We start from the raw sequence: 25,341 nt of genomic DNA on the forward strand, positions 1-25,341 counted from the left end.
GCCTCCACCACCCCGTGGCGGATGGCGAGCCGCACCAGATCGGCCAGATTGCGCAGCTTCAGCTTGCGCATCACCGCCGTATGGTAGGTACCGACCGTCTTCGGACTGAGGGCGAAGGCCGCCGAGATGTCGTTGACCGTGCGCCCCTCGGCGAGCAACTGGAAAACCTGGAACTCGCGCGGCGAAAGGACGTCGAAGGCCCCCTCACGACGCTGGCTCTTGACCATCGCCGGAACGCACACCGGATCGATATAACCCTCGCCGGCGGCCACCCGGCGCACCGCCTCGACCATGTTGTTGGGGGCGCTCCCCTTGGTCAGGTAGCCAACCACCCCCGCCTCCAGGGCACGCTCCACCATCACCTGGTTGTCGTACATGCTGAACACCAGGATCCGCGCCTCGGGATCGCGGTTGAGGATCCGCTGGATCGTCCCCAGGCCGCCGATCCCCGGCATGTTGAGATCCACCACCACCACGTCGGGGCGCTCGCTGAAATAGATCGGCACCCCCTCCTCGCCACTGTCGGCCTCGGCGACCACCCGGATCTGGGGGTCGAGTTCCAGCAGCCGGCGATAGCCGGCGCGCACCACGGGGTGATCGTCGATCAACAGGACTTTGACCATCTTCTCTCGGTTTCCGCTATCGCTCATTGTCGTTGCTCCATTCCAGGCGCTCGTTCGCCGGAGCGGTACACTACGCCGATGACTCCACCGGCAGCTCGGCACGCAACCGCGTACCGGTGGCCGCGTCGCTGTCGATGAAGAGTTCGCCGCCCAGCGCCATCACCCGCTCGCGCATCCCCAACAGGCCCATGCCGTCGCGGGAGCGCTCCCTCCCCATTCCGCAACCGTTGTCCTCCACCACCACCGACAGCCCCCGCTGACCGGACCGCTCGATGCGGATCCTCACCCGGTCGGCGCCGGAGTGACGCACGACGTTGGTCAGCGCCTCCTGGACCATGCGGAAGATGGTGATGGCGGTATCGTTGCTCACCTCCCGGAGATCACCCGGCGAGGAGAAACTGCAAGCGACGTCGGAGTGGCGACTGCGCCAACTACCGAGGTATTCACGCAGCCCATCCTCCAACCCCAGCTCATCGAGCACCGCCGGCCGAAGCCGCCCCATCATCTGGCGCACCACCCCATTGACCCGCCGCGAACTGTCGGCAATCGCCTCGGCGCTCTCGGCGATCCGCGGATCACGGTCACCGCTTAGCGTGCGGATCACCTGGGCGTCGGCCTGGATGCTTGCCAGCCACTGCCCCATCTCGTCGTGGAGCTCCCGGGCGAGCGTGCGCCGCTCCTCTTCCTGCACCGAGATCAGCCGCCGTGCCAGATGGCGGTTCTCCCGCGCCAGCTCCGCCGAACGGGTCTCCGCCTTGCGCCTCTCCAGGGTCGCGGCGATGATGTCAGCCACCGTCACCAGCAGCCGCGCATCCCCCTCGGGCCAGCTCCGCCCCTCGCCGCGGGACTCCACCGCCAACACCCCGAGCAGCGAATCGGCGGCGATCACCGGCACCATCAGCGCCGAGGAGACCCCGCGCCGCGCCAGCCAGCGCCGCCCCGACTCCTCTCCCGTCGGCAACTCCACCGCCTGCCCGCCGCGCAGCCGCGCCATCAGCGGCTCCGCTCCGGTCAACTCGTCACCCACCGGCAGCCGCTCCGCCACCTCCACCTCATCGCCACACCAGCCGTAGCACCGTTCCGCCTCCCCGTCGAGCCCCGAGGAAAAGAGCAACAGGTAGGCGCAGTCCACATGGGCGTGGCGCCCGATTCGCTCCACCGCAAGACGCAGCCCGCCGTCCACATCGTCAGCGGAACAGCGGTTGAAGGCCCCGGAGATGGAACTGACCAGCTCCTCCATCGCCAGCCGGTAGCGCAGTTGGCGCTCCATGGCGTGCTTGTAGAGGGCCATCTCGATGGTGGAGTAGAGTTCACGCTCCTCGTAGGGCTTGACCAGATAACCCACCGGCTCCACCCGTTTCGCCCGATCGAGGATCCCCTGGTCGGTGAAGGCGGTGAGAAAGATCACCGGCACATCGCGCGCCTCACGGATCACTCCGGCGGCGTCGATACCGTCCATCGGACCGGACAACATGATATCCATCAACACCAGCGACGGCGGGTCGCGCAACGCCGCGGCCACCGCCTCCTCCCCGGAGGAGGCCACCGCGCTGATCCCATAGCCGAGGCGTTCGAGGTTGCGACGCAGATCCTCGGCGATCAGCCACTCGTCCTCGACGATCATGATACGGGTATCGGCCATGGGGTCTTTCATGCAAACGTTCCGCTCCACCGGGCCCCTCCGGGATGACGGGATGGGGGGGAACGCGAGGGACCCGGTTTCCGGCGGCAGCTTACCACCGCTGCCACCGATGAAACTACAGTGAAAGGAGGCCGGAGGAAAGGACGGCGAGCCCGATCCGCACCCCGGTCATCCTCCCCTTGAAGAGACTGTAACGAAGCCAACCACACCCCACCCGTCACGCAGCCTCCGGCCGCCACGGTCGGCGGGGAGCGCCTTCGGTTGTCCCTGCCGTTGGACTCGAAGGGAAAAGCAGAACCGAAAGAAGCCGTGGAAAGGGCGCCATCCCGGAGTGCCAAGGCGAGTGCCACGATCTACAGCCTGATCGAGACGGCCAAGGCCAACGACCTGGAGCCCTACGCCTATCTCCGGCAGGTGCTCGCGCACATCGGCGCGGCCGATACGCCGGAGAAGATGCAAGCCCCCCGCCCTGGAATATGAACCAGGCAACTGGGAATTCGTCAAGAAGGCGGACTATTCGTTATATTTTCCTGTTTACCAATAGACAGGGTCGTTGAGTTCCTTGACGCACAGGGGACGTTCATCGATAGCAGGACGTTGTGGATGGGGACGGGACCGCTCCCCGGTCGGGGCACTGGGCCCCGTCGGGGTGGTGGGCTGAAGTTCCGTTCGCGCTGAACCGTTCCCGGTGGGTCGGGTTCGCACACACGGCCGGTTGGCGACTTATCCACAAAATCTGTGGATAACGGTGTGGATAGCCGTCACCGAATCGTCATCTGCCGCGGGATGCGCGGATGTGGTCGATTTTTGATCAACGCAGGTCGATCCAGCAGCCGTGGACGACGCTCCCCGGCACCGGCCGAATCCACTCCAGTCGCCTCGACGACGGTGGCGCCGATGGTGAACGGTTGCAGCCGGTCGGGGTCGTCCGCCGGCAGGCTCCGGCGGGACTGGAGTTCGCGGATGGCGGTCTCCAGGCCGATCACGGAGAGGAACCGCAGCCTCCCCTCCTCCGCCAGCAGGGCGTCGGAGAAGAGGCCGGGGACCTCGTTGAGTTCCCACAGGGTGGGTGGGTTCATGGCGTCCTCCAGAAGGGGTTTCCGGGGGAGCCGCCCCGTGGGGGACGGATGCCGGCTACAACAGGCACGGCAGCATAACCTGTGGTTGCGCGATAATGGCAAATGCCCGCCCCCACCTTGCCAAATGGCAAGTTGCCGGCAAGCTTCCTGCGAACCGCCCTCCCGTACGCTTTCTCCATCGTCGGCAACGACGAAAAGGGTTGAGCGATCAGTGCGTCCGCGGACGCCCCCTCCCCTCCTCTCACACCGCGCATCGCAGGGAAACATCATGAACTCGATCACCAACCCCGACGCCACCGACCTCGCCATCAAGGTCCCGGTGGTCATCACCCTCTACTTCTGGCTCATCAAGATCCTCGCCACCACGGTGGGCGAGACCGCCGCGGACTACCTGATCGTCAACCTTCACCTCGGTCTCAGCGCCACTTCTGTTGCGATGGGGGCGGGGCTTGCCGGTCTGCTCTACACTCAGGTCAAAGCCGAGCGCTACGTCCCTTGGCTGTACTGGATCACCGTGGTGCTGATCAGCATCGTCGGTACCCTGATCACCGACAACCTGACGGACAACCTGGGCGTGCCCCTGGAGGCCACCACCGTGGTCTTCGCGATCGCCCTGGCGGTCACCTTCTTCGCCTGGCATCGCAACGAGCGTACGCTCTCCATCCACAGCATCCATACTACCCGACGGGAGCTGTTCTACTGGCTGGCGATCCTCTTCACCTTCGCCCTCGGCACTGCCGCCGGCGACCTGATGGCCGAATCCCTGGCCCTCGGTTACGCCACCTCCGCGGTGATCGTCGCCAGCGTGATCGGCGCCGTGACCCTCGGCTACTACGCAGCGCGATTGAACTCCGTGCTCGCCTTCTGGGCGGTCTACATCCTCACCCGGCCGCTGGGCGCCTCATTCGGCGACTACCTCTCCCAGCCGGTGGCCGACGGCGGCCTAGGCCTGGGTACGGTGGTGACCAGCGGTATCTTCCTCGCCGCCATCCTCGGCCTGATCGGTTTCCTCACCGTCACCCGCATCGATGCGCCGAGACGTGAGCCGGCGACGGTGATCTCCTCCGACCAGGCGGCCTGAGCGCGGCAGCGCGGGCGGTGATTCGGCGGTTACCGCCCCCGCGGCTTCGCCGAAGCCGCCGGTGCTACGATTGACGCCGAACCAAGGGCCTCGGACAGAAATAGCGGGCGCGTCGATCACCGGCGTGAATAGATGGAACATGCACATCCTGTTGATCGAAGACGACCGCCAGGCCGCCGCCTATCTGCTCAAGGGGCTCGGCGAGGGCGGCCACGTGGTCGACCACGCCGCCGACGGCGAGGACGGCCTGCACCTGGCCCTCACCGGGGAGTACGACGTGCTGATCGTCGACCGCATGCTGCCCCGTCGGGACGGGCTGGCGGTGGTGCGCATGCTGCGCGCCGACGGCCGCGATACCCCGGTGCTGGTGCTGAGTGCGCTGGGCGAGGTGGATGACCGGGTGCAGGGCCTGCGCGCCGGTGGCGACGACTATCTGGTCAAGCCCTATGCCTTCAGCGAGCTGCTGGCGCGGCTGGAAGCTCTGGGACGGCGCCGCGGCGCGGCGCCGGATGCCCCCGGCAACCTGCGCGTGGCAGACCTGGAACTGGACCTGCTGTCCCACCGGGTGACCCGCGCCGGCCGGTCGCTCCGCCTACAACCGCGGGAACTGCGGCTGCTGGAGTACCTGATGCGCCACGCCGGCCAAGTGGTCACCCGCACCATGCTTCTGGAACAAGTCTGGGACCTGCACTTCGACCCGCAAACCAACGTCATCGACACCCAGATCTCGCGCCTGCGCAGCAAGATCGATCGGGGATTCGACCGCCCTCTGCTACACACCCTGCGCGGGGTGGGATACAAGCTCGATGAATCCCCGTAGGCTGCTGCGCACCTCCGCGGTCCGTCTGGCGCTGCGTTACGCCCTGCTCTACGGAGTGCTGATGGCGGTGGCCCTGGGGGCGCTGTACTGGAGCATCAGCGGCTTCGTCGACGTGCAGCTGGCCGCCGGGTTGCGCAAGACCATGGACGCCCTGGAGCAATCCCACGCCGAGCTGCCGCCGGAACAGTTCCGTGCCCTGTTGAAGGCAGAGATCCGCGCCGCCCCCGCGGGCCGGCTGCATGTGCTGTTGGTGTCCGCCGACGGCCGGGTGGAGGCCGGCGACCTGCGCGGCTGGCCAGCGGATCTGCAGGCCGACGGCGAGGTGCACAACCTAGTGTTGGAGGACGATCTGCTGCCAAGCCGCCGGGAGGACCGGGACGCCTACTGGCCGGTGCTGGCGCGCCCCCTGCCGGACGGCCATCGACTGCTGGTGACCCACGGCCTGGAGCAGGCCGAGGCGCTGTTGGATTTCACCCAGGGCACGATCGCCGCGGTGCTCGCGGTGTCGCTGGCCCTGGCCCTGGGGCTCGGCGTGTTGCAGGGCCGCTCTTTGCTGCAACGCATCGACCCGTTGATCGACACCACCCGGGCGATCCGCGTGGGACAGCTCGACCGGCGGGTGCCGGTGAGCAGCCAGGACGACGAGTTTGACGAGCTGGCGGGACAGTTCAACGCCATGCTGGAGCGCATCCAGGCGCTGATGGAGGGCATGCGCCAGGTCACCGACAACGTCGCCCACGACTTGCGCCGTCCCCTCTCCCGGGTTCGCAACCTGCTGGACGTCACCCTCAGCGAGCCCCGCGACAGGGCCGAGTATCAGGAGGCCATCGGACGAGCCCTCACCGACCTCGACGAGCTGATCCACACCTTCAACGCGCTGATGGAGATCGCCCAGGCGGAGGCCGGGAGCTTCCGCGGCGAGTGGGGGCCGGTGGACCTGAGCGCCCTGGCCGAAGAGCTGGCCGAACTCTACGGCGACCAGGCGGAGGAGCAGGGGCGCACCCTGGAGCTGGCGCTGGAGCCCGGAGTGGTGGTCATCGGCAATCGCCACCTGCTAGCGCAGGCGCAGGCCAACCTGCTCGACAACGCCCTCAAGTTCTCCCCGCCGGGGACTCCCGTTCGATTGGAACTTGCGACCAGCGGTGGGCGCGTACATCTACAGGTGGTGGACCGTGGCCCCGGCATCCCGGCGGCGGAGCGGGAACGGGTAGTGAAGCGCTTCGAGCGTCTGGACGACGCCCGCAGCGCCCCCGGTAGCGGCCTGGGCCTGAGTCTCGTCGCAGCGATGGCCCGCCTGCACCACGCCCGCCTGGAGCTGGACGACGCCGGTCCGGGACTGTGCGCCCGTCTGGATTTTGCCGAAGCGCCTTGCGGCTAACCGCCCAGCGACTCACTGATGGCCGGTTTGTGGGTAAGAGGCAGGCCTTGGCCCGCCGCCACGGCTCCACCACCTCCCGGCGCCACCGCACCTTAGGGCCCGCGAAAGAATAACTTCCTGTTTTGGGACGCCGATCCATCCTCTCCGGCGGCGTTGCACAAAGGGTTGCATACAACGAGTATGCGCCCCTTTGCGCGCCTTGCCGGAGAGGCGTCTCGACGCCCCAAAACAGGAAGTTATTCTTTCGCGGGCCCTTAGGAAATATCCACTCAAATCAACTCATTGTTTTTAAAGAAAACGGTAAACATTGATTGGAAAAGGCAATTTTAACGAACTCCGTTTCCGTCGCCGCAGTAGCGACAATAACCGCCACCGGAATCGACACGGTCTGAAGCCCTCATGTATATCCCCGACCCCTTCGCCGCCACCGACCGCGAGACGCTGCTCGCCTTTATCCGCGCCAACCCCTTCGGCCAGCTCATCTCGACCTTCCACGGCCGCCCCTTCGTCTCTCACTTGCCGTTCCTGGCAAACGCCGACGGCACCCGCCTCACCACCCACCTCGCCCGGCGCAATCCGCAGTGGGAGGAGATCGGGGACCAGGAGGTGCTGGTCACCATCCAGGGGCCCCACGGCTACGTCTCCCCGACCCACTACGATTCGCCCGGTGTCCCCACCTGGAACTATCAGGCGGTCCACGTCTACGGGCATGCCATGGTGATCACCGATGACGAGCGGCTGAGGGCGATGGTCGACGAACTCGCCCACCACCATGAGCGCGGCCGCGAACCGGCGTGGTCGCCGGAGTACCGGCCGGCGCTGCTCGATGCCATCGTCGGCATCGAGATCGCGGTCGGTGAGATCCAGGGAAAATTCAAACTGAGCCAGAACCGCCCGGAGGACGACCGGCAGCGGGTCGTGGAGAGCCTGAGACAGGACGGAGAGAACCGGCTGGCCGACGCGATGACCGAGGCCCTCGCTCCCACGAAACAGCTCTCTGAGTGGTGACTACCCGGTCCGCCGCGCCCAGAACTGATCGGCCAGCTCGCGCAGGCGGTGGGAGACGTGGCCCATGGCGACGCTCGCCTCCTCGCTCTTGCCGGTGTTGTCGACGGTCAGCTCGCTGAGGTCGCGGATGGTGGTGATGCTGCGGTTGACCTCCTCGGCCACCGTGCTCTGCTCGTTGACCGCCACCGCGATCTGCGCGCTCATCTCGGTGATCCGCGCCACCGCATCGGTGATCGCATCCAGCGAGGCGGCCGCATCGGAGGCTCGGGCGACGCTCTCGTCGGCCTGGGCGCGCCCCGCGCCCATCACCGCCACCGCCTCGCGGGCCGCCCCCTGCAGACGCTCGATCATCGTCTGGATCTCCTCGGTGGAGTCGTGGGTACGGGTCGCGAGGGTGCGCACCTCGTCGGCCACCACGGCGAAACCGCGTCCCTGGTCACCGGCCCGCGCGGCCTCGATGGCGGCGTTCAGCGCCAACAGATTGGTCTGCTCGGCGATGCCGGAGATCACATCGAGCACCGAGCTGATCGCCGCGCTGTCCCCCTCCAGCCGCTGAATCACGCCGGCGGCCCGCTCCACCTCGCCGGCGAGGCGCCGGATCGAGTCGGTGGTGCGCCCCACCACCGCCTTGCCGGCGGCCGCCTCACCACTCGCCGCGTCCGCCGCCTCGGAGGTGAGACGGGCGTTGGTCGCCACCTCCTGGATGCTGGCGGTCATCTGGTTCACCGCGGTGGCCACCTGGTCGGTCTCGGCGTGCTGCTGGCGGGTCCCCTGGTTACTCAGCTCCACCGTGGCGGCGAGCTGCTCGGCGTTGCCGGTGAGGGCGTGGGAGGTGTCGGAGATGCGCCCGACCAGCGCCCCCGCCTCCGAGCGCAGCATCTTGAAGGCGAGCAGCAACTGCCCCACCTCGTCGCCGCGGCCGGTGTAGACGTACCGTGCCAGCGGATCGTCGACCACCGCCCGCGCCTCCGCCGCCGCCCGGCTGAGCGGCCTCATCAACCCCTGCACCGCGACGGCGGCAACCAGCGCCCCCACCGCGAAGGCAACGCCCCCGGCCAGCGGCGGAAGGCCGGCGACCACCGCCGCCACCGCCACCGCCGCCACCCCGGCGAGCGCGCCGAGGGTAACCCGGTGGCGCATCGCCAACCCGCCCCTCAGGGCGCGGGGCGTCTTGCCGGCGTTGATCTGGCGATAGAGTGCCTCGGCCCGCGCCACGTCCTCCCGCCGGGGCTTGTTGCGCACCGACTGGTACTCCGCCACCTGACCGCCGTGGCGGATCGGGGTGACGTAGGCGTCGACCCAATAATGGTCACCGTTTTTGCAGCGGTTCTTGACGATGCCCATCCACGAACTGCCCGCCTTGACCGTGCGCCATAGCGCCTCGAAGGCCGCCGGCGGCATGTCGGGGTGGCGCACCACATTGTGATTCTTCCCCTTCAGCTCGCCCAGGGTGAACCCGCTGATCCGTTCGAAATCCCCATTGGCATAGGTGAACGCCCCCTTCAGGTCGGTGGTCGAGAGGATGTTGGCCTCCACCCCGAACTCCCGTTCGACGTTGGTCACCGGGTGATTGATCTTCATTACAGCCTCCTCGGGCTGCCCCCACGATAGGCCACAGGGGAAATGTAACGTAAATGACTAGCCAAGTAATGTAATCAACTATTTTTGCCGATGCAATGCCCTACATTCATCTACCAACCAAACGGGAATTTTCATTGATGGAAAGCCGTTTTCACCGCGAAAAAGAGCACCCAGCCGCGTCTCGACACCCATGCGGCGGGAGCGGCAAAGACGCTGGTATTTTCACCAGGCACAAGAGGGGCCGTCGCCAAACAGCGCCTACGACGATCCTTCGGTCATATCGACAATTACCCGACGCAACCCATCAACCACATTGGCCCACGCCTCAACCGCAACAAAGACCGGCGAAATAGCATACGTTGGCCCCGGTCGAGTAGTTGACCAAGTGGCCCACCGGCGTTCGCCCCAGATGGATGACCAGACCTCGCGCGGTACCCACCATGAGATCGACTCCCGGTCACTCCGGGTCCGGAACGCGGTAGCGCTCCAGCACCCGGGAGGGTTGCGCCGATACCTCGAAATCGTCCTCCGTCACCATCCGCCTCACCGCAGTCGGCTCGATTCGGAGTTCCAGCCCCAGGCGCTCGAGCACCGCGAGCAGCGATGAGAGACGGACGTCCCCCCCATGCTCGATCTTCGACACCAGCGCCGCACGCGGGTAGACCTCCGATTGACTGAGTCCCTGCGCCTTGCGCGCGCTCGCCACTTGACCGGCGATGCGCTGTATCCGTTCCTCGACCAACATGACAATCCCCCGGAATTTACGCGATAGTGAAAAATCAGCATACGCTATCGCGTATAGCCATCCGACATCCGGACGCTTCAACCCGACGCCGTTTCCCGTAGCGGTCTACGCACCACCCGAACGGGCAGATCGGACTGTGCGCCCGAAGGCGCGCCTACGGTAAAATCCCCGCCCCATGAGCAGAGCCAAGAAAAACCCCGACGCCTCCCAGCAGCACACCCCGATGATGCAGCAGTACCTGCGCATCAAGTCGGAGCACCCGCAGATCCTCCTCTTCTACCGCATGGGGGATTTCTACGAGCTGTTCTACGACGACGCCAAGCGCGCCGCCCAGCTGCTCGACATCACCCTGACCCACCGCGGCCAGTCGGCCGGCCAGCCGATCCCCATGGCGGGGGTGCCGGTGCACTCGGTGGAGCAGTACCTGGCCAAGGCGGTGCGCCTCGGCGAGTCGGTGGCGATCTGCGAGCAGATCGGCGACCCGGCGCTGACCAAGGGGCCGGTGGAGCGCCAGGTGGTGCGCATCGTCACCCCCGGCACGGTGACCGACGACGCACTGCTGGAGGAGCGCCGCGAGAATCTGCTGGTGGCGCTGAACGCGCACAAGCAGACCTACGGGGTGGCGGCGCTGGAGCTCTCCACCGGGCGCTTCACGGTGCAGGAGCTGGAGGGGGTCGAGGCGCTGCTCTCGGAACTCGAAAGGCTGCGCCCGGCGGAGCTGTTGATCAATGATGAGTTAGCGCTGCCTGCCGCGGTGGAGGATCGGCCGGGGACCGGCCGCCGGCCGCCGTGGCACTTCGAGGGGGAGACCGCCTTCCGCCTGCTGACCGCCCAGTTCGCCACCCGCGACCTCTCCGGCTTCGGCTGCGACGGCCTCACCGTCGCCATCGGCGCCGCCGGCGCCCTGCTCCAGTACGTCAAGGACACCCAAAAGGCGGCGCTACCCCACCTGCGCGGGCTGGCGGTGGAGAACCGCGACGACGCGGTGCTGCTCGACGCCTCCAGCCGGCGCAACCTGGAACTGGAGTTCAATCTCAGCGGCCAGCACCAGCACACCCTGGCCGGCGTCATGGACCGCACCGCCACCCCGATGGGCAGCCGCTGCCTGCGTCGCTGGATCAACCGCCCGCTGCGCGACCGGCAAACCCTGCGCGGGCGCCACCAGGCGGTGGGCGCACTGCTCGAGAGCGGCGCCTTCGACACCCTCTTCCCGCTGCTGCGCGGCATCGGCGACGTGGAGCGGATCCTCGCCCGGGTGGCGCTCAAATCGGCCCGCCCGCGGGACCTGGCCGGCCTGCGCGAGGCACTGGGGCGGCTGCCGGAGATCCGCGAGACGCTGGCCGCCCTCGACTCGCCGGTGGTGGCGGAGACGGTGGCGCGGATCGGCGAGCACCCCGAGACCCACCGGCTGCTGGTGGTGGCGATCACCGAAAACCCGCCGGTGACCATCCGCGACGGCGGCATGATCGCCGAAGGCTTCGATGCCGAGCTGGACGAGCTGAAGGGGCTGGCGCAGAACGCCGACCAGTACCTGATCGACCTGGAGGCCCGCGAGAAGGAGGCCACCGGGATCAGTACCCTCAAGGTGAGCTACAACAAGGTCCACGGCTTCTACATCGAGGTGAGCCGGGCGCAGGCCGACAAGGTCCCCGCCAGCTACATCCGCCGCCAGACCCTGAAGGGGGCGGAGCGCTACATCACCCCGGAGCTGAAGTCTTTCGAGGACAAGGTGCTCTCCGCCCGCGAACGGGCCCTGGCCCGTGAGAAACAACTTTACGACCAGTTGCTGGAGCGGTTGATCGAAGGGTTGGCCCCCTTGCAGGGCAGTGCCGCCGCACTGGCTGAATTGGATGCCTTGAACAATCTGGCTGAGCGCGCCGAAGCGCTCAGCCTGGTGGAGCCGCGGCTCACCGAGGAGCCGGGGATCGAGATCGAGGGGGGCCGCCACCCGGTGGTCGAGCAGGTGATGGAGAACCCCTTCGTCCCCAACGACGTGCACTTCGCCGACGGCCGGCGGATGCTGATCATCACCGGGCCCAACATGGGCGGCAAGTCCACCTACATGCGCCAGACCGCGCTGATCGTGCTGCTCGCCCATATCGGCTCGTTCGTGCCGGCCACTCGCGCGGCGATCGGCCCGGTGGACCGCATCTTCACCCGCATCGGCGCCTCCGACGACCTCGCCTCCGGGCGCTCCACCTTCATGGTGGAGATGACCGAGACGGCCAACATCCTGCACAACGCCACCGACCGCTCGCTGGTGCTGATGGACGAGATCGGCCGCGGCACCTCCACCTTCGACGGCCTGTCGCTGGCCTGGGCCTGCGCCGAACACCTGGCCCGCGAGACCCGCGCCTTCACCCTCTTCGCCACCCACTACTTCGAGCTGACCACGCTGCCGGAGACCTTCGGCGACATCGCCAACGTGCACCTGGATGCGGTGGAGCACGGCGACTCCATCGTCTTCATGCACGCGGTGAAGGAGGGGCCGGCCAACCAGTCCTACGGGCTCCAGGTGGCGCAGTTGGCCGGCGTGCCCAAGGCGGTGATCGTGCGCGCCCGCCAACGCCTGCTGGAGCTGGAGAACGAGGCCCCGCGCCACGCCCGGCGCGGCCCCGAGGAGCCCCAGCAGTTCTCCCTCTTCGCCCCCGCCGCGCCCCACCCGGCGGTGACCGAGCTGGAGGCGATCGACCCCAACGACCTCACCCCGCGCCAGGCGCTGGAGCTGCTCTACAAGCTCAAGGAGATGACCTGAACGACCGCCGAGCGTAGGTTGGGTTGAGCGGTAGGAGCCTGTCGGGCTATTGGGGGGCGTCATCCCGCTTTCGCAGCCGATTCATCCATAGTCCGACAGGCTCCTAACGAAGCCCACCGCCCCTACCAAGCCCCGGCACCAGGCCCAAAGAGGAAATCAGCATCGTGGGCAAATATGCCAAACTGCTGGGTGGCAACGATGTCTAACCGATACGAAATCATCATCTACTGGAGCGAGAGAGACGACGTCTATATCGCGGAGGTACCTGAACTGCCCGGCTGTCAGGCGGACGGCAAGAGCTACCAGGAGGCCGTATCCAACGCCGAGGTCATCATCGGCGAATGGATCGAAACCGCCCGCGAGTTGGGTCGGGAAATTCCCCAACCGAAGGGACGGTTGATGTTCGCGTAGCCCCCCCGTTCCCCAACAGCGAACAAAGAACAATGAGAACACTACCCCACCTCCTCTGGATTGCCGGCCTGCTGCTGCTCGTCGGTTGCACCCACCCCGACCCGCGCCCCAACGCGGTCCCCCTCCCCCACCTCGACGGCCCGGTGACCCTGCGGGTGATCCACGCGGTCAATCCGCGGCTGCCGGTAATGAGCGCGGAGCAGCGGCGGATCCTGCTCGACCAGGCGGCGCGTACGTCGAGGGCGCACTTCGGGCTCGACGTGCGCTTCGAGGAGCAGGGGGAGATCCCGATCGGCGAGCTGTTCGCCCGCCTTCCCGAGGATCAGCTGGCCGCGCGGCGCGAGCTGATCTACGACTTCAAGCACGGCGGCGGCGACCGCCAGCGGCTGGTGAAGTCGATGCTGGAGACGTTCCGGCGCCAGCAGACGCCGCTGGCCCAGCGCATCGCCTACGCCCGCCCCCACCTGGCGGTGCCGCTGAGGGAGGAGAGCGCGCAGGGGTTGGCCGAGGCGCTGATCGATACCCTGCTCGCCCGCCTGCAGGAGTGGCGGGAGATCCGGCTGGCCGACGGCAAGCCGCTGCTCGACGACACCCCCTACAACGAGTGGGCGCTGTGGGACGCCCTCGGCTACGGCGAGCTGCCGTGGGAGGTGGTGATCACCAACCAGCCGATGGCCAGCGCCGAGTACGTGGACCAGGACATCCACTCCGCCCTGCGCGGCGGGGTGGGGGTGGGCTCCACCGGCTACAGCCGTGCCTCGCGCAACCAGACCGTCAGCTACTGGAGCACCTTCCCGTTCACCTCCGAGCTGCCGACGGTGGTGAAACTGCGCGGCGGGGAGCACTACACCCCGGAGGAGGCGGCGCGCCTCTCGGGCGCCTACCTGGCCCATGAGATCGGCCACCAGTTGCTCCATCTGGGCCACCCCTTCGGCCGTCCCGCCTGCGTCATGCGGCCGGTGGAGCTGCTGCGTTTCCGCCGGTGGTACGAGGCCCTTGATCCGGCGGCCTGCAAGGTCGGCTCCGGACCGTCAATGAGCCCGGGAGCGGTGAAGATCCAGTATTGACTGGCCACGACCGGCCATGCCGATCGAAACCACCTCTGGTTACCACGCTCCGCGTGGCAACCCGGCCTCCACGCCCGCATAGAGCTCTCCACTTGGACGCTCCGCGTCGGCGCCGCCAACACCAACCACCGCGCCAACCACAGGACGCAGAGCGTCCGAGGTTCGCCGGTTACGACGCGGAGCGTCGTAACCAGGGCGTGAGTGTCGTTGGGACGGCCATATCACCTATCCGCCAAACAAAAAAAACCGGAGGCGCCTCGCGCGCCCCCGGCCCTTTTCCTTTCGCCTGCGACCTATTCCGGATAGCGCGAGCGCAACGTCTCCAGCAGCTCGCGCAGCTGCGCCAGGGTCGGCTCGTCCATCTCGTCGAAGCGGAAGGCGATGATGATGGTCTTGCCCGGACCGCTCTCGCCGTCGCCGCGGCCGCTGGGGTCGTGCTCGTTGCGGATGACGTGGCCCGGCAGCTCCAGGCAGAACTCGTCGGCGCACACCCGCAACATCACTTCGGTGTAGACGCAGAGCGCCCCGCAGGTGCTCAGGTCACCACGGGCACGGGCCCCCATGATCGAGAGGTCGATGGGATCGAGGACGATCGGCTCGCCGCCGGGGAGGGTGGCGGTGAGGCCGTCGTTGCTGCCGGTGGCGACGTGGATGCGCTTGCGCAGGTGGCGCTCGCGGTTGTGGACCACCCGCTGGATGCGGTTGGCCAGGCCGCGCTCCATGAACGGCTTGGTGATGACGTCGGAGGCGCCGAGGCGCATCGCCGCACCGATCAGCTCGTCGCGGTCGGAGTCGAGCAGGACGATCAGCGGGCTGTGGTGGGTCTCGGGGTCGTGGCGCACCGCGCGGATGAAGTCGGGTCCGGCCAGCTCCCAGTCGCAGAAGAGGAAGTCGATCATCCGGTCGGAGCGGATCCAGCCCATGGCGTCGGCCAGATTGTCGCAATGGATCAGCTCGCGGGTCTCCAGCTCTTCGCGGATCACCGGCGCCATGTAATCGAACATCTCCTGGTCGTCGACGACGAGCACTACGGCTTCGTGACTCATAACCTCCCCTTTCCGAATTCGGTGTTGTTGTGGGGTCAAATCATATGGGAAGAAGATTAAAGGTTAAAGGCGAAAGGCTAAAGGGAAGAGGGCCGTGCCACTCCTATCCCATGTTTTCCGACCGATACGGCATCGATGAGCCAACGACGCTGAACGAAGGCCCTTTAACCTTATGACCTTTTACCTTTGACCTGACCCCATGCCGCTCACCCCCGCTCCCTCACCCCGATCCAGGTGATCACCCACCCCATCACCGCGCAAGCCGCCGCCGCCAGGTAGGTCGCCTCGGGGCCCGCACTCTCCCACAACCCACCGGCGGCGAAGCTGCCCAGCGCACCGCCGGCGCCGAAACTGATCGAGCTGTAGAGCGCCTGGCCACGCCCCTGGTTGCGGCCGACGAAGAGCTGGTGGATCAGGTGGATGGTCACGGCGTGGAAGGCGCCGAAGCTGAAGGCGTGGAGCAGTTGGGCGGCGACGATCAGCGACGGGCGGTCGACGAACAGCGCGATCATCACCCAGCGCAGGGCGGTCAGCGCCAGCGTCGCCAGCAGCAGGCGGCGGGCGCCGAAGCGCGGCAGCAGCCGCGGCATCAGCAGGAAGACGACGATCTCGGCGACCACCCCGAGGGCCCACAGCCCGCCGGTCAGCGCGCCGCTGTAGCCGTGGTCGGTGAGGTAGATGGAGTAGAAGGTGTAATACGGACCGTGGCTCGCCTGCACCAGGAAGGCCATCGCCAGCAGCGAGATCACCCGCGGGTGGCGCAGCAGGCGGCGGATCGGCGGGTGCTCGACGTGGCGGTGGGGACTGGACCGCTCCGGCACCGCCAGGGCGGAGAGCCAGATGCCGGCGAACAGGGCGAGGATCACCCACGGCAGCAGCGACGGGTCGTACCAGTCCTCCACCAGCGGGCCGAGCACCACCACGGTGACGATGAAGCCCACGGAACCCCACGAGCGCACCGTGCTGTAGCGGTGCACCGCCTCCCCCAGGTGGTTCATGGTGACCGCCTCGAACTGCGGCAGCGCGGCATTCCAGAAAAAACTGAAGAGGACCATCACACCGACCAGCCACCAGTAGCTGCCGTCTCCCCAGAAGACTCCGACGAAGGTGAACGCGGCGGCCAGCCCGGCGAGGCGCACGATCGGCATCGAGCGGCCGCTGTGGTCGGCGATCCAGCCCCACAGGTTGGGGGCGACGATCTTGGTCACCCCGAGGATACCGATGAGCTGGCCGATCTCCGCCGCGCTGAAGCCCTGGTGCTTGAGGTAGAGCCCCCAGTAGGGGATCAGCGCGCCGAGGCTGGCGAAGTAGAAGAAGTAGAAGGAGGAGAGGCGCCAGAAGGGGAAGCGATCGGAGGTCATGAACGAAGATCGGCGTCTCGTGAATCGGAATGAAGAGATCACGCAGAGGAGCAGAGAACGCGGAGAAGAAAACACTCTGCGATCTCTGCTCCTCTGCGCGCTCTGCGTGAGATTCCGCCCTCTAGGCCTGCGCGGGAATCACCGGCGTAGCGTTCACCACGTCGCTGTTCTGCGCCCGGTTGCGCAGGAGGTGGTCCATCAGGGGGATCGCCAGCATCGCCTCGGCGATGGGGATGGCGCGGATGCCGACGCAGGGGTCATGGCGCCCCTTGGTGACCACCTCCACGGGCTCGCCCGCGAGGTTGATGCTGCGCCCGGGGATGCGCAGGCTGGAGGTGGGCTTGAGCGCGATGGAGGCGACGATCGGCTGGCCCGAGGAGATGCCGCCGAGCACCCCGCCGGCGTCGTTGCCGACGAACCCTTCCGGGGTCAGCTCGTCGCGGTGCTCGCTCCCCTTCTGGGTGACGCAGCCGAAACCGGCGCCGATCTCCACCCCCTTCACCGCGTTGATGCTCATCAGCGCGTGGGCGATGTCGGCGTCCAGCCGGTCGAAGATCGGCTCGCCGAGGCCGGGGGGGACGCCGTCGGCGACCACCGTGACCCGCGCGCCGACGGAGTCGCCGTGTCTGCGCAGCTCGTCCATGTAGGCCTCCATCGCGGCCACCTTGGAGGCATCGGGGCAGAAGAAGTCGTTGCGCTCCACCTCCGCCCAATCCACCGCCTCGGCGGCGACCGGTCCGAGCTGGGCGAGGTAGCCGCGCACCCGGATGCCGAGGCGATCGGCCAGCCACTTCTTGGCGATGCCGCCGGCGGCCACCCGCATGGCGGTCTCGCGGGCCGAGGAGCGGCCACCGCCGCGGTAGTCGCGCACGCCGTACTTCTGCTGATAGGTGTAGTCGGCATGCCCCGGCCGGAAGCGGTCCATGATCTCCGAGTAGTCCTTGGAGCGCTGGTCGGTGTTGCGGATCAGCAGGCCGATCGGGGTGCCGGTGGTGCGCCCCTCGAAGACCCCGGAGAGGATCTCCACCGCGTCGGCCTCGCGCCGCTGGGTGGTGTGGCGCGACTGGCCGGGGCGGCGGCGGTCGAGATCCACCTGGAGGTCGGCCGCGGAGAGCGCCAGCCCCGGTGGACAACCGTCGACGATCGCCCCCAGGGCGGGGCCGTGGGACTCGCCGAAGGTGGTGACGGTGAAGAGTTTGCCAAAGGTATTTCCAGACATGGCGCGTATTGTAGGGATTCGCCCCGCCGCTGGCGAGCGCTGCGGGCGCCCCCATCTCGACCACCGAATTCGCGGACCCCGTAGGTCGGCGCTACCGCGCCGACGCGAACGGAGGCACCGCGCTTTCGTCACTTCCGCCGTACCCCCCGAGCGGAACGTTCCGCTCGGAATGAGCGTCTTGACCGTAAGCCCGCTGCTTTCGTTTCCGTCGGCGCGGTAGCGCCGACCTACGGCAGCGGTCAGCGCACGCGACGCGAGCGACCGGCGCTGCGCAGGCTGATCATCGAGAAGGCGATGTTGACCTGGCGGACGAAGTGCTGGAAGGCGAGAAAACCCTCCTCGGTGAGCGCCCGGCCGCTGCTGTGGCAGTCGGCGTAGGCGAGGCCGATGGAGCGGTCGTCGACGCAGATCGGCATCAGGTAGAACGGCGACCCCTTGGAGAGGATCTTGATGTCGAGGGTGTACATGGCGGCCAGTTCCCACTCCGGCCGACCGGTGGCCCACACCGGGTTGCGGCTCTCCAGGGCGTAGCTGAACAGGCTCGCCTTGCCGGGGCGCACCGAGAACTCCATCCCGCGTACCCGCTCCTCGTCGAAATCCCCGAGCACGTACTTGGGCGCCACCACCCCGCGCTTGCTGTCCACCAGCGCCAGCAGGGTGCGGTCCATGCCGACCCCGCGGTGGATCCCCTCCAGCACCATCGGCAGCAGCATGTTGAGGTTGGGCTCCCCCTCCAGGAGGGTGGCCAGTTCCCACAGCATCTTCAACTGGCGGGCATGGTCGAGCACCAGGGTGTCGTCCGCCGGCTCCGCCAGGCCCTGCTCGGCGACGCTGCGTTCCAGGGTCTCCAGCCGCCCATCCGCCTCTTCCGGCTGCCCCAGGGCTTCCGGTTTCGGCGGCTCCGGGATCAGCGAACCCACCTTTCCGAGCCCCATGAAGCCGGCGTTGGCGGCGGCGTTGCGCGCGTTGGCGTAGACCAGCGAGGCGACCTCGCCGGCGGGCATCTTGAGCAGCTCGGAGAGCTTGCCCAACAGCGGCTCCATCCGCCGCGCCTCCCACCCCGCCTCCGCCGCCTCGGCCACCGCGTGGCCGAGGGCGATGCTGTGCGCCCGCGGCGTGTCACCGCCGGCGGTCACCTGCTCGAACAGGTCGCCGAGGCGCCAGCTCTTGCCCAGCCGACCGGAGAGTTCGTCGAGGGGGAAACCGAGCACCGTCCGCTCGGCGGCGGCGTGATCACCTCCGTTGCGCCGCAGTTGCTCCTCCAGCCGCTCGCTCGCCTCGCCGCCGAAACAGGCGAAGGCGATGTGGCCGACCCGGTGGAGCAGCGCCGCGGCATAGACCTCCTCGGGGTGTTCGTCACCGAGGCGCACGGCGAAGGTCTTGGCGTGGAGGGCGGCGTGGAAGGCGCGGGCCACCTCGCGGGAGACCCGCTCGCGCTGCATCCCCTCGCCGAGGGACTCCACCAGGCTGACCGAGAGGGCGAGCGCGCGCACCGTCTCGAAGCCCATCACCACCACCGCCCGGCTGACCGTGGTGATCGCCCCGCGGCCGGGCTGGTAGTAGACGCTGTTGGCCACCTTGAGCACCCGCGCGGTCATCAGCGAGTCGCGCAGGATGGTCTGCACCAGTTCGGTCAGCGAGGCGTCGTCCTGCACCGTCAATCCGGTGATGCGCCGCGCGGTATCGGCAAAGATCGGCATGTCCCGATCGGTGAAGCGCTCCGCCCATTGATCGAGCGTGTTGCGCGCCTCACGCCCAGCGGTCTGGGCCATACAGCAGTCCCCCCCTTTCGATCCAACCCGAATGACGCAGGATCGTACCCCCGACCAGGAGGGCACGATATCACCAGATCCTTGAATCCCATGGGGACGATCCGTCACCCCCGGGACAAATAATTAACCGCCCGTCACTTCCCCCGCAGGCTGATGAACGACAGCGCCAGGTTGGCCTCGCGGCCGAAGTGCTGGAAGCTGGCGAAGGACTCCTCGTCCAGCTCGCGGCCGGAGGGGTGGCGGTCGGCGTAGAAGAGGCCGATCGGCTGGCCGTCGACCACGATCGGCATGACGAAGAAGGCCTTGCCGCCGGTCACCCGGTGGATCTCCGGGGTGATCAACTGGGCGAACTCCGCCGGCGGGTTGACCGGCACCCACAGCGGGTGGCCCCGCTCCAGAGCGTAGCTGAAAAGATGGGGGCGCGGCGGCTTGGCCTGGAACTCGAAGTTGCTCACCCGCTCCTTCTGCAGCCAGCCGAGCGAGTACTTGCCGCGCAGGAAATAGCGGTCGGGGCTGAGCAGGGCGAACAGCGTGCGATCCATGCCGATGCCGCGGTAGATCCCCTCCAGCACCATGGAGAGCAGCAGGTTGAGATCGGGACGCCCCTCCATCATCGAGGAGAGCTCGCGCAGGATGCGCAGTTGGAGGGCCAGATCCGGCTTCAGGTAGGCCTCTTCCGACTCCCCCTCCTCGGCCGCACCGCGCCGCCGCGCCAGGTGCTCGTCGGCGCTCGGTGGCGGCGGGATCAGCCGCTGTGCAGAGGAGAAGCCCGCCAACTGGGCGGTATCGGCGGCGGTGCGGGCGTTGTCGAAGACCAGGTCCGCCACCCGCTCCTCGGGCAGCCGCAGGTGTTCGGTGATGCGCTGCATCAGGGCGTCGAAGGCGGGCGAGTCCCAGCCGCGCTCGGCGGTGCGCGCCAGTTCGTGACCGAGCGACACGTGGCGCACCCGGTCGGCCGCCGCCGGGTCCCCCTCCAACGCCCCCTTCAGCAGCGAGCCCAACTTCCACTCGCCGGCGAGCCTCGCGGAGAGGGCGTCGAGGCGGAAACCGAGCTGCTCCTCCTCGGCGCGGGCCGGCGAGTAGCCGGGGCGGCGCATGGCGTTGTCGAGGCGGTCGGCGACGTTGTCGGCGAAGAACCAGAAGGCGAGATGGCCGATGCGGTAGAGCAGCGCCGTGGTGTAGACCTCCTCGGGCGACTCGTCGCCACGGCTCTTGGCGAAGGCCTTGGCCTGCACCGCGGAGTGGAAGGCGCGGGCCATCTCGCGCAGCGCCCATTCGCGCTGCACCCCGCCGACGAAGGACTCCACCAGGGTCACCGACAGGCTCAGCGAACGCACCACCTCCAGCCCCAGCACCACCACCGCACGGCTGATGGTGTTGATGTTGCCGCGGCCGGGGCGGTAGTAGGCGCTGTTGGCCGCCTTCAGCACGCGGGCGGTCATCGGCGCATCCTGCAAGATGGTGCTCACCAGCTCGGCGATGGAGGCGTCGTTGCGCCCGGCCAGGCCGGCGATCTGCTGGGCGGTGTGGGAGAAGACCGGCATCTCCTTTTCGCCGAGACGGCGCACCCAGTAATCGATATCATGCTTTTTGTCTTCGCTCACGTGCCCCTCCGGGGTCAGGCATCTTCATCTACAACTCCATCCGTCGGATCGCTGCGGACACGACCAGGATCCGATGGAGGAATTTCTAATATTCTACCCGCGATTCTACCCGGGACCGGTAGTGACGGCGGAAGCCCGAGCAGCCGGGCGGGCGGCGATCGGCGACGGACGGACAGACGGTGGTACCCCGATGAACTACAGCATCTTCCAGGAGGTCTTGACGCTGCTCGCGGCGGCGGTGGCGGTGGTGGCGCTGTTCCGGCGGCTGCACCTGCCGCCGATCCTCGGCTACCTGTTCCTCGGCGTGGTGGCGGGTCCCCACGGCGCCGGGCTGATCACCGACAGCGAGAACGTCCGCTTCCTCGCCGAGTTCGGGGTGGTCTTCCTGATGTTCTCCATCGGCCTGGAGTTCTCCCTGCCCCAGTTGCTCACCATGCGCCGGGCGGTGCTCGGGCTCGGCACCGCCCAGGTGGCATTCACCGCCGCGGTGGCGGGCATCGCCGCCTGGCTCGCCGGACTCTCCTTCGGCGGCGCCTTCGCCGTCGGCGGCATCGTCGCCATGTCCTCCACCGCCATCGTCAGCAAGCAGCTGGCCGAGCAGTTGGAGCTCCACTCCCGCCACGGCCGCAGCGCCATCGCCATCCTGCTCTTCCAGGACATGGCGGTGATCCCCTTCCTGCTGCTGATCCCGGCGCTGGCCGGCGGGGCGGCGAGCGGCCTCGGCGGCGAGAGCCTGGCCTCCGCCGCCGCCGCCATGGGCAAGGGGACGCTGATCTTCGTCGCGGTGATCGCCGCCGGCTACTACCTGCTCCGCCCGCTGCTGCGCACGGTGGCCGCGGCCCGCTCGGAGGAGCTGTTCATGCTCACCGTGCTGGCGGTCTCCCTGGGGGCGGCGTGGGCCACCCACGAGGCGGGACTGTCGCTCGCCCTCGGCGCCTTCCTCGCCGGCATGATGATCGGCGAAACCGAGTTCCGCCATCAGGTGGAGGGAGACATCCGTCCCTTCCGCGACGTGCTGCTGGGGCTCTTCTTCGTCACCGTCGGCATGCTCCTCAACCCCTTCGAACTCCCTCGGGTGTGGCCCTGGGTGGCGCTGCTGCTGATCCTCATCGTACTCGGCAAGGGGGCGTTGATCATGGGCCTGGAGCGGCTGATCAACGGCGCCGAACCGGGGGTGGCATTACGCACCGGGCTGACCTTGGCCCACGTCGGCGAATTCAGCTTCGTGCTGCTCTCCCTGGCGGTGACCCACGGCGCGCTCGACGGCGAGGGGAGCCAGCCGCTGCTGATCGCCTCGGTGCTGAGCATGGTGCTCGCGCCGCTGGCGATCCGCGCCAACTACGCCATCGCCACCCGCCTCTTCCCACAGAGCTACGCCGCCGGTTTCGGGGAGATGGCCCACGGCGTGGAGAGCGAGAGCGAGGGACTGGAGGGACACGTGATCCTCTGCGGCTACGCCCACTTCGGCCAGAACGTGGCGCGGCTGCTGGAGCACGAGGGGATCGACTACGTCGCCCTCGACCTGGAACCGGAGCGGGTGCGCGAGGCCCACGACGCCGGTTTCAACGTCCACTACGGGGATGCAACCCGCCGTGACATGCTCGCCGCCGCCGGGCTGGAACGGGCCCGCGCGGTGGTGATCAGCTACCGCACCATCGCGGTCACCGAGCGGATCCTGGAGAACCTGCGCGCCACCCGCCCGGAGCTGCCGGTGCTGGTGCGCGCGCGCACCATCGCCGACATGGAGCATCTAAAGGCGCGCGGCGCCACCGAAGTCTTCCCGGAGACCCTGGAGACCAGCCTGATGCTCGCCAGCCAGCTGATGATCCGCCTCGGCGTCCCCGCCACCAAGGTGCTGCGGCGGATGCGCGAGGTCCACGCCGACCACTACGGCGAGTTGAAGGGGTTCTTCGCCGGCCACCTGCCGGTGTTCCTGGAGACCCCCGACAGCTCCAGCGACCGCCTGCACACCGTCACCCTGCCCGCGGGGGCCCACGCCGCCGGCCGCACCCTGGAGGAGCTGGCCCTCGACGAGTTGGAGGTGGTGGTCACCGCGGTACGCCGCGGCGGCATCCGCGGCCCCCAGCCGCAGCCCCACACCCTCCTCCAGGAGGGCGACGCGCTGGTTCTCTACGGCACGCCATCCCAACTGGAGCGGGCCGAAGGCAGACTGCTCAACGGGTGAGTCGACGGCCGGCGTCTTCCGACGGACCGAAGGGGGGCGATCCCCCTTGTGTAGCGGTATAATTTCCGTGAATACCGGATCGAAAAGAGGTTGCCGCCGCTCCCGCCGGAGAGGCCCCATCCCATGACAAATGCCGCGAAATGGTCGATCGGAATCGCCCTGGTGATGCTCGAGGTGCTGCTGGTGGTGCTCGGCTGGAACTGGGTGAAGACCCCGGTGGAGAACACCCCGCCCCCCACCGCCGGGGTGGCCAGCGGCGACAAGGCCCCACGCTCGGTGTGGGGCGCGGAAACCGTCGACGTGGCGGCGGCGGCCCAGCTCTTCTGCGATGGCGCGATCTTCCTCGACGCCCAGTCGGAGGCCAACTTTGCGGTCAGCGCCATCCCCAACGCCGAGTGGATCGACTACGAACACGGCCTGACCCGGCGCAAGCTGGCCCGCCACGCCGGGCCCGCGGACCAGATCGTCGTCTACTGCGAGAACGCCTACTGCTGGAGCGCCTACCACGCCACCAAGCAGTTGATCGCCTGGGACATGCCCCACGTCTACTACTTCCGCGACGGGCTCGCCGCCTGGAACCGGGAGCGCTACGCGATCCAGAACAGCCTGCGCGGCAAGGAGTGCAAGCGCAGCACCTGGCAACCGAAGGCGGGCTTCTCCGCGGTCAACCAGTAGTCTGTCCGTGGTTTTCCAGGCGCCGCTTTTCACACGAAGGGAAGAGGGATTGGGGCGAGCCATATGAAACGGCCCTCCTCCCCGATACGCAACGGCGCCCGCGGGCTGCCCTGCTATAGGGCGCCCCGCGGGCGCCGCGTCGAGCGAAACTGCCAGCGATAAATCGACTCCGGGCAGGCAAGCGATCGGCGGGGATTCCAGTCGCCGAGACCCCGCCCCTCCCCGGTTGCTTGACCCCTCCTCGACGCCCAGACCGGCTCGCACGCCAATAAAAAAGGCGCGACCGGCAAGCCGGTCGCGCCCCTCTTCATCCACACTCGGAAAGCGCGCCGCGCGCTTTCCGTCAGATGCCGACGTGGCCCTTGATGGCGTCGACCACCGTGTCGGAGGAGGTCGCCTCGATGTCGAGCAGCATCCCCTCGCCCTTGTAGAAATCGGCCAGCGGGGCGGTCTTCTCGTTGTAGACGTCGAGACGGTTGGAGATCGCCTCCTCGGTCTCGTCGTCACGCTGCACCACCGGGCCACCGCACTTGTCGCACTTGCCCTCTTCCTTCGGCGGGTTGGACTTGACGTTGTAGATGGCACCGCAGTCGGTGCAGGTGCGGCGGGTGGTGAGGCGATCGAGGATCACGTCGCGGGGCACGTTGAGGTTGACCACCGCGTCGAGCTTGTGACCGATCTCCTCCAGCAGCACCTTCAACTGCTCGGCCTGGGGGATGGTGCGGGGGAAGCCGTCGAGCAGGTAGCCGGCCTTGCAGTCATCCTCGCGCAGACGGTCCTTCATGATGCCCATGATCAGCTCATCGGGCACCAGATCGCCGGCGTCCATGAACTCCTTGGCCTTCTTGCCCAGGTCGGTGCCGTTCTTCACCGCGGCGCGCAGGATGTCGCCGGTGGAGATCTGCACGGAGCCGTCGATCTTGGTCAGCATCTTGGCCACGGTACCCTTGCCCGCACCGGGGGCGCCCAGAAGAATCAGCCGCATGGTTGTTACTCCGAAAAGTTTGCACAAAAACGGGGCGCGACTCGCGCCCCGGGAAAAATTCAGGGGCGGCATTGTGCGAGATAAGCGCCGAAAAAGCAAAAGGGAACTGCGGATTTTCGCGGAAACGCGCCGGACGAGAGGCGATCCCCTCCGCCCTCGCCCCATCGGGGTGCATCCCCCGTAGAGCCCCCCGCTTGCCCTCCCCCGCCGTGCGACGGCATGATACGGGGGTCGCCAAGGCGGCACGGCACCCGGCACTCCGCCGGTCATTTGCGAGCGGTCCGGTGGTGACGAAAACCCCGGG

The 25,341-nt window shown here is 67.8% G+C and carries 20 protein-coding genes and 1 pseudogene; 10 read left to right on the forward strand and 11 right to left on the reverse strand.

Translation table 11 applies throughout. The annotated features are described in order from the left end of the window. Together ACYQ2W_RS10045 and ACYQ2W_RS10050 are read right to left on the reverse strand one after the other, a co-directional pair. Nucleotides 1–650 (reverse strand): response regulator (locus tag ACYQ2W_RS10045; protein ID WP_459865856.1); only part of this gene is annotated, 650 nt, incomplete at its 3' end. Between the two features lie 43 nt (nucleotides 651–693). Beyond that, entirely contained in the window at nucleotides 694–2,277 is a 1,584-nt protein-coding gene (locus ACYQ2W_RS10050) for a response regulator (RefSeq protein ID WP_459865859.1), read from the reverse strand. A 315-nt stretch (nucleotides 2,278–2,592) separates the two neighbouring features. On the opposite strand from ACYQ2W_RS10050, the pseudogene ACYQ2W_RS10055 reads away from it, so the two are divergent. Next, nucleotides 2,593–2,745: pseudogene (locus ACYQ2W_RS10055) on the forward strand (transposase domain-containing protein); the annotation flags it as partial. Nucleotides 2,746–3,026: 281 nt separating this feature from the next. Here the strand turns inward: ACYQ2W_RS10055 and ACYQ2W_RS10060 are convergent. Continuing rightward, nucleotides 3,027–3,344 carry a hypothetical protein gene (locus ACYQ2W_RS10060; RefSeq protein WP_459865862.1) on the reverse strand — a complete coding sequence of 106 codons (318 nt, stop codon included), beginning with the start codon at nucleotides 3,342–3,344 and terminating at the stop codon, nucleotides 3,027–3,029. 268 nt (nucleotides 3,345–3,612) lie between these two features. Here ACYQ2W_RS10060 and ACYQ2W_RS10065 point away from each other — a divergent pair, with 268 nt between their 5' ends. From ACYQ2W_RS10065 to ACYQ2W_RS10080, 4 genes are all read left to right on the forward strand, one after another. Then, complete coding sequence (locus ACYQ2W_RS10065) at nucleotides 3,613–4,425, forward strand: COG4705 family protein (RefSeq protein ID WP_459865865.1); 813 nt, start codon at nucleotides 3,613–3,615, stop codon at nucleotides 4,423–4,425. Nucleotides 4,426–4,564: 139 nt separating this feature from the next. After that, nucleotides 4,565–5,245, forward strand: a complete 681-nt coding sequence (locus tag ACYQ2W_RS10070) for a winged helix-turn-helix domain-containing protein (RefSeq protein ID WP_459865976.1) — start codon at nucleotides 4,565–4,567, stop codon at nucleotides 5,243–5,245. Continuing rightward, nucleotides 5,232–6,623, forward strand: a complete 1,392-nt coding sequence (locus tag ACYQ2W_RS10075; RefSeq protein WP_459865868.1) for a sensor histidine kinase — start codon at nucleotides 5,232–5,234, stop codon at nucleotides 6,621–6,623. The genes ACYQ2W_RS10070 and ACYQ2W_RS10075 overlap by 14 nt, the downstream gene beginning before the upstream one ends. 399 nt (nucleotides 6,624–7,022) lie before the next feature. Then, the gene (locus tag ACYQ2W_RS10080) at nucleotides 7,023–7,631 is read left to right on the forward strand and encodes an FMN-binding negative transcriptional regulator (RefSeq protein WP_459865871.1); all 609 of its coding nucleotides are present in this window, start codon (nucleotides 7,023–7,025) and stop codon (nucleotides 7,629–7,631) included. Here the strand turns inward: ACYQ2W_RS10080 and ACYQ2W_RS10085 are convergent, their stop codons facing one another. Both ACYQ2W_RS10085 and ACYQ2W_RS10090 read right to left on the reverse strand, forming a co-directional pair. After that, nucleotides 7,632–9,212, reverse strand: coding sequence for a methyl-accepting chemotaxis protein (locus tag ACYQ2W_RS10085; RefSeq protein WP_459865874.1), 1,581 nt, complete (start codon nucleotides 9,210–9,212; stop codon nucleotides 7,632–7,634). 457 nt (nucleotides 9,213–9,669) lie between these two features. Continuing rightward, on the reverse strand, nucleotides 9,670–9,957 hold the full coding sequence (locus ACYQ2W_RS10090) for a helix-turn-helix domain-containing protein (protein ID WP_459865877.1): 288 nt from the start codon (nucleotides 9,955–9,957) through the stop codon (nucleotides 9,670–9,672). 175 nt (nucleotides 9,958–10,132) lie between these two features. Between ACYQ2W_RS10090 and mutS the strand changes: the two genes are divergently transcribed. From mutS to ACYQ2W_RS10105, 3 genes are all read left to right on the forward strand, one after another. After that, on the forward strand, nucleotides 10,133–12,712 hold the full coding sequence (gene mutS / locus ACYQ2W_RS10095; protein WP_459865880.1) for a DNA mismatch repair protein MutS: 2,580 nt from the start codon (nucleotides 10,133–10,135) through the stop codon (nucleotides 12,710–12,712). Nucleotides 12,713–12,910: 198 nt separating this feature from the next. Then, on the forward strand, nucleotides 12,911–13,123 hold the full coding sequence (locus ACYQ2W_RS10100; protein WP_459865883.1) for a type II toxin-antitoxin system HicB family antitoxin: 213 nt from the start codon (nucleotides 12,911–12,913) through the stop codon (nucleotides 13,121–13,123). Nucleotides 13,124–13,155: 32 nt separating this feature from the next. After that, nucleotides 13,156–14,190 carry a hypothetical protein gene (locus ACYQ2W_RS10105; RefSeq protein ID WP_459865886.1) on the forward strand — a complete coding sequence of 345 codons (1,035 nt, stop codon included), beginning with the start codon at nucleotides 13,156–13,158 and terminating at the stop codon, nucleotides 14,188–14,190. A 293-nt stretch (nucleotides 14,191–14,483) separates the two neighbouring features. On the opposite strand, the gene ACYQ2W_RS10110 is transcribed toward ACYQ2W_RS10105, so the two are convergent. The 5 genes from ACYQ2W_RS10110 to ACYQ2W_RS10130 all read right to left on the reverse strand — a co-directional run bounded on the left by ACYQ2W_RS10110 (nucleotide 14,484) and on the right by ACYQ2W_RS10130 (nucleotide 21,192). After that, nucleotides 14,484–15,236, reverse strand: a complete 753-nt coding sequence (locus tag ACYQ2W_RS10110) for a response regulator (RefSeq protein ID WP_459865889.1) — start codon at nucleotides 15,234–15,236, stop codon at nucleotides 14,484–14,486. 206 nt (nucleotides 15,237–15,442) lie between these two features. After that, the gene (locus ACYQ2W_RS10115) at nucleotides 15,443–16,672 is read right to left on the reverse strand and encodes an MFS transporter (RefSeq protein WP_459865892.1); all 1,230 of its coding nucleotides are present in this window, start codon (nucleotides 16,670–16,672) and stop codon (nucleotides 15,443–15,445) included. 46 nt (nucleotides 16,673–16,718) lie between these two features. Beyond that, a complete protein-coding gene (aroC, locus tag ACYQ2W_RS10120; protein WP_459865895.1) occupies nucleotides 16,719–17,816 on the reverse strand; it encodes a chorismate synthase in 1,098 nt (365 codons plus the stop codon). Between the two features lie 239 nt (nucleotides 17,817–18,055). Beyond that, nucleotides 18,056–19,588, reverse strand: coding sequence for an HDOD domain-containing protein (locus ACYQ2W_RS10125; RefSeq protein WP_459865899.1), 1,533 nt, complete (start codon nucleotides 19,586–19,588; stop codon nucleotides 18,056–18,058). A gap of 134 nt (nucleotides 19,589–19,722) precedes the next feature. Continuing rightward, nucleotides 19,723–21,192, reverse strand: coding sequence for an HDOD domain-containing protein (locus ACYQ2W_RS10130; protein WP_459865902.1), 1,470 nt, complete (start codon nucleotides 21,190–21,192; stop codon nucleotides 19,723–19,725). A 190-nt stretch (nucleotides 21,193–21,382) separates the two neighbouring features. Here ACYQ2W_RS10130 and ACYQ2W_RS10135 point away from each other — a divergent pair, with 190 nt between their 5' ends. Beyond that, nucleotides 21,383–23,377 (forward strand): cation:proton antiporter, encoded by a 1,995-nt coding sequence (locus tag ACYQ2W_RS10135; protein WP_459865905.1) that lies wholly within the window; start codon nucleotides 21,383–21,385, stop codon nucleotides 23,375–23,377. Between the two features lie 123 nt (nucleotides 23,378–23,500). Next, the gene (locus ACYQ2W_RS10140) at nucleotides 23,501–24,052 is read left to right on the forward strand and encodes a rhodanese-like domain-containing protein (RefSeq protein WP_459865908.1); all 552 of its coding nucleotides are present in this window, start codon (nucleotides 23,501–23,503) and stop codon (nucleotides 24,050–24,052) included. A 343-nt stretch (nucleotides 24,053–24,395) separates the two neighbouring features. Here ACYQ2W_RS10140 and ACYQ2W_RS10145 read toward each other — a convergent pair whose 3' ends face one another. Continuing rightward, the gene (locus ACYQ2W_RS10145) at nucleotides 24,396–25,037 is read right to left on the reverse strand and encodes an adenylate kinase (RefSeq protein ID WP_459865911.1); all 642 of its coding nucleotides are present in this window, start codon (nucleotides 25,035–25,037) and stop codon (nucleotides 24,396–24,398) included. Between the last annotated feature and the right edge of the window lie 304 nt (nucleotides 25,038–25,341).

The organism is Endothiovibrio diazotrophicus (assembly GCF_054657215.1).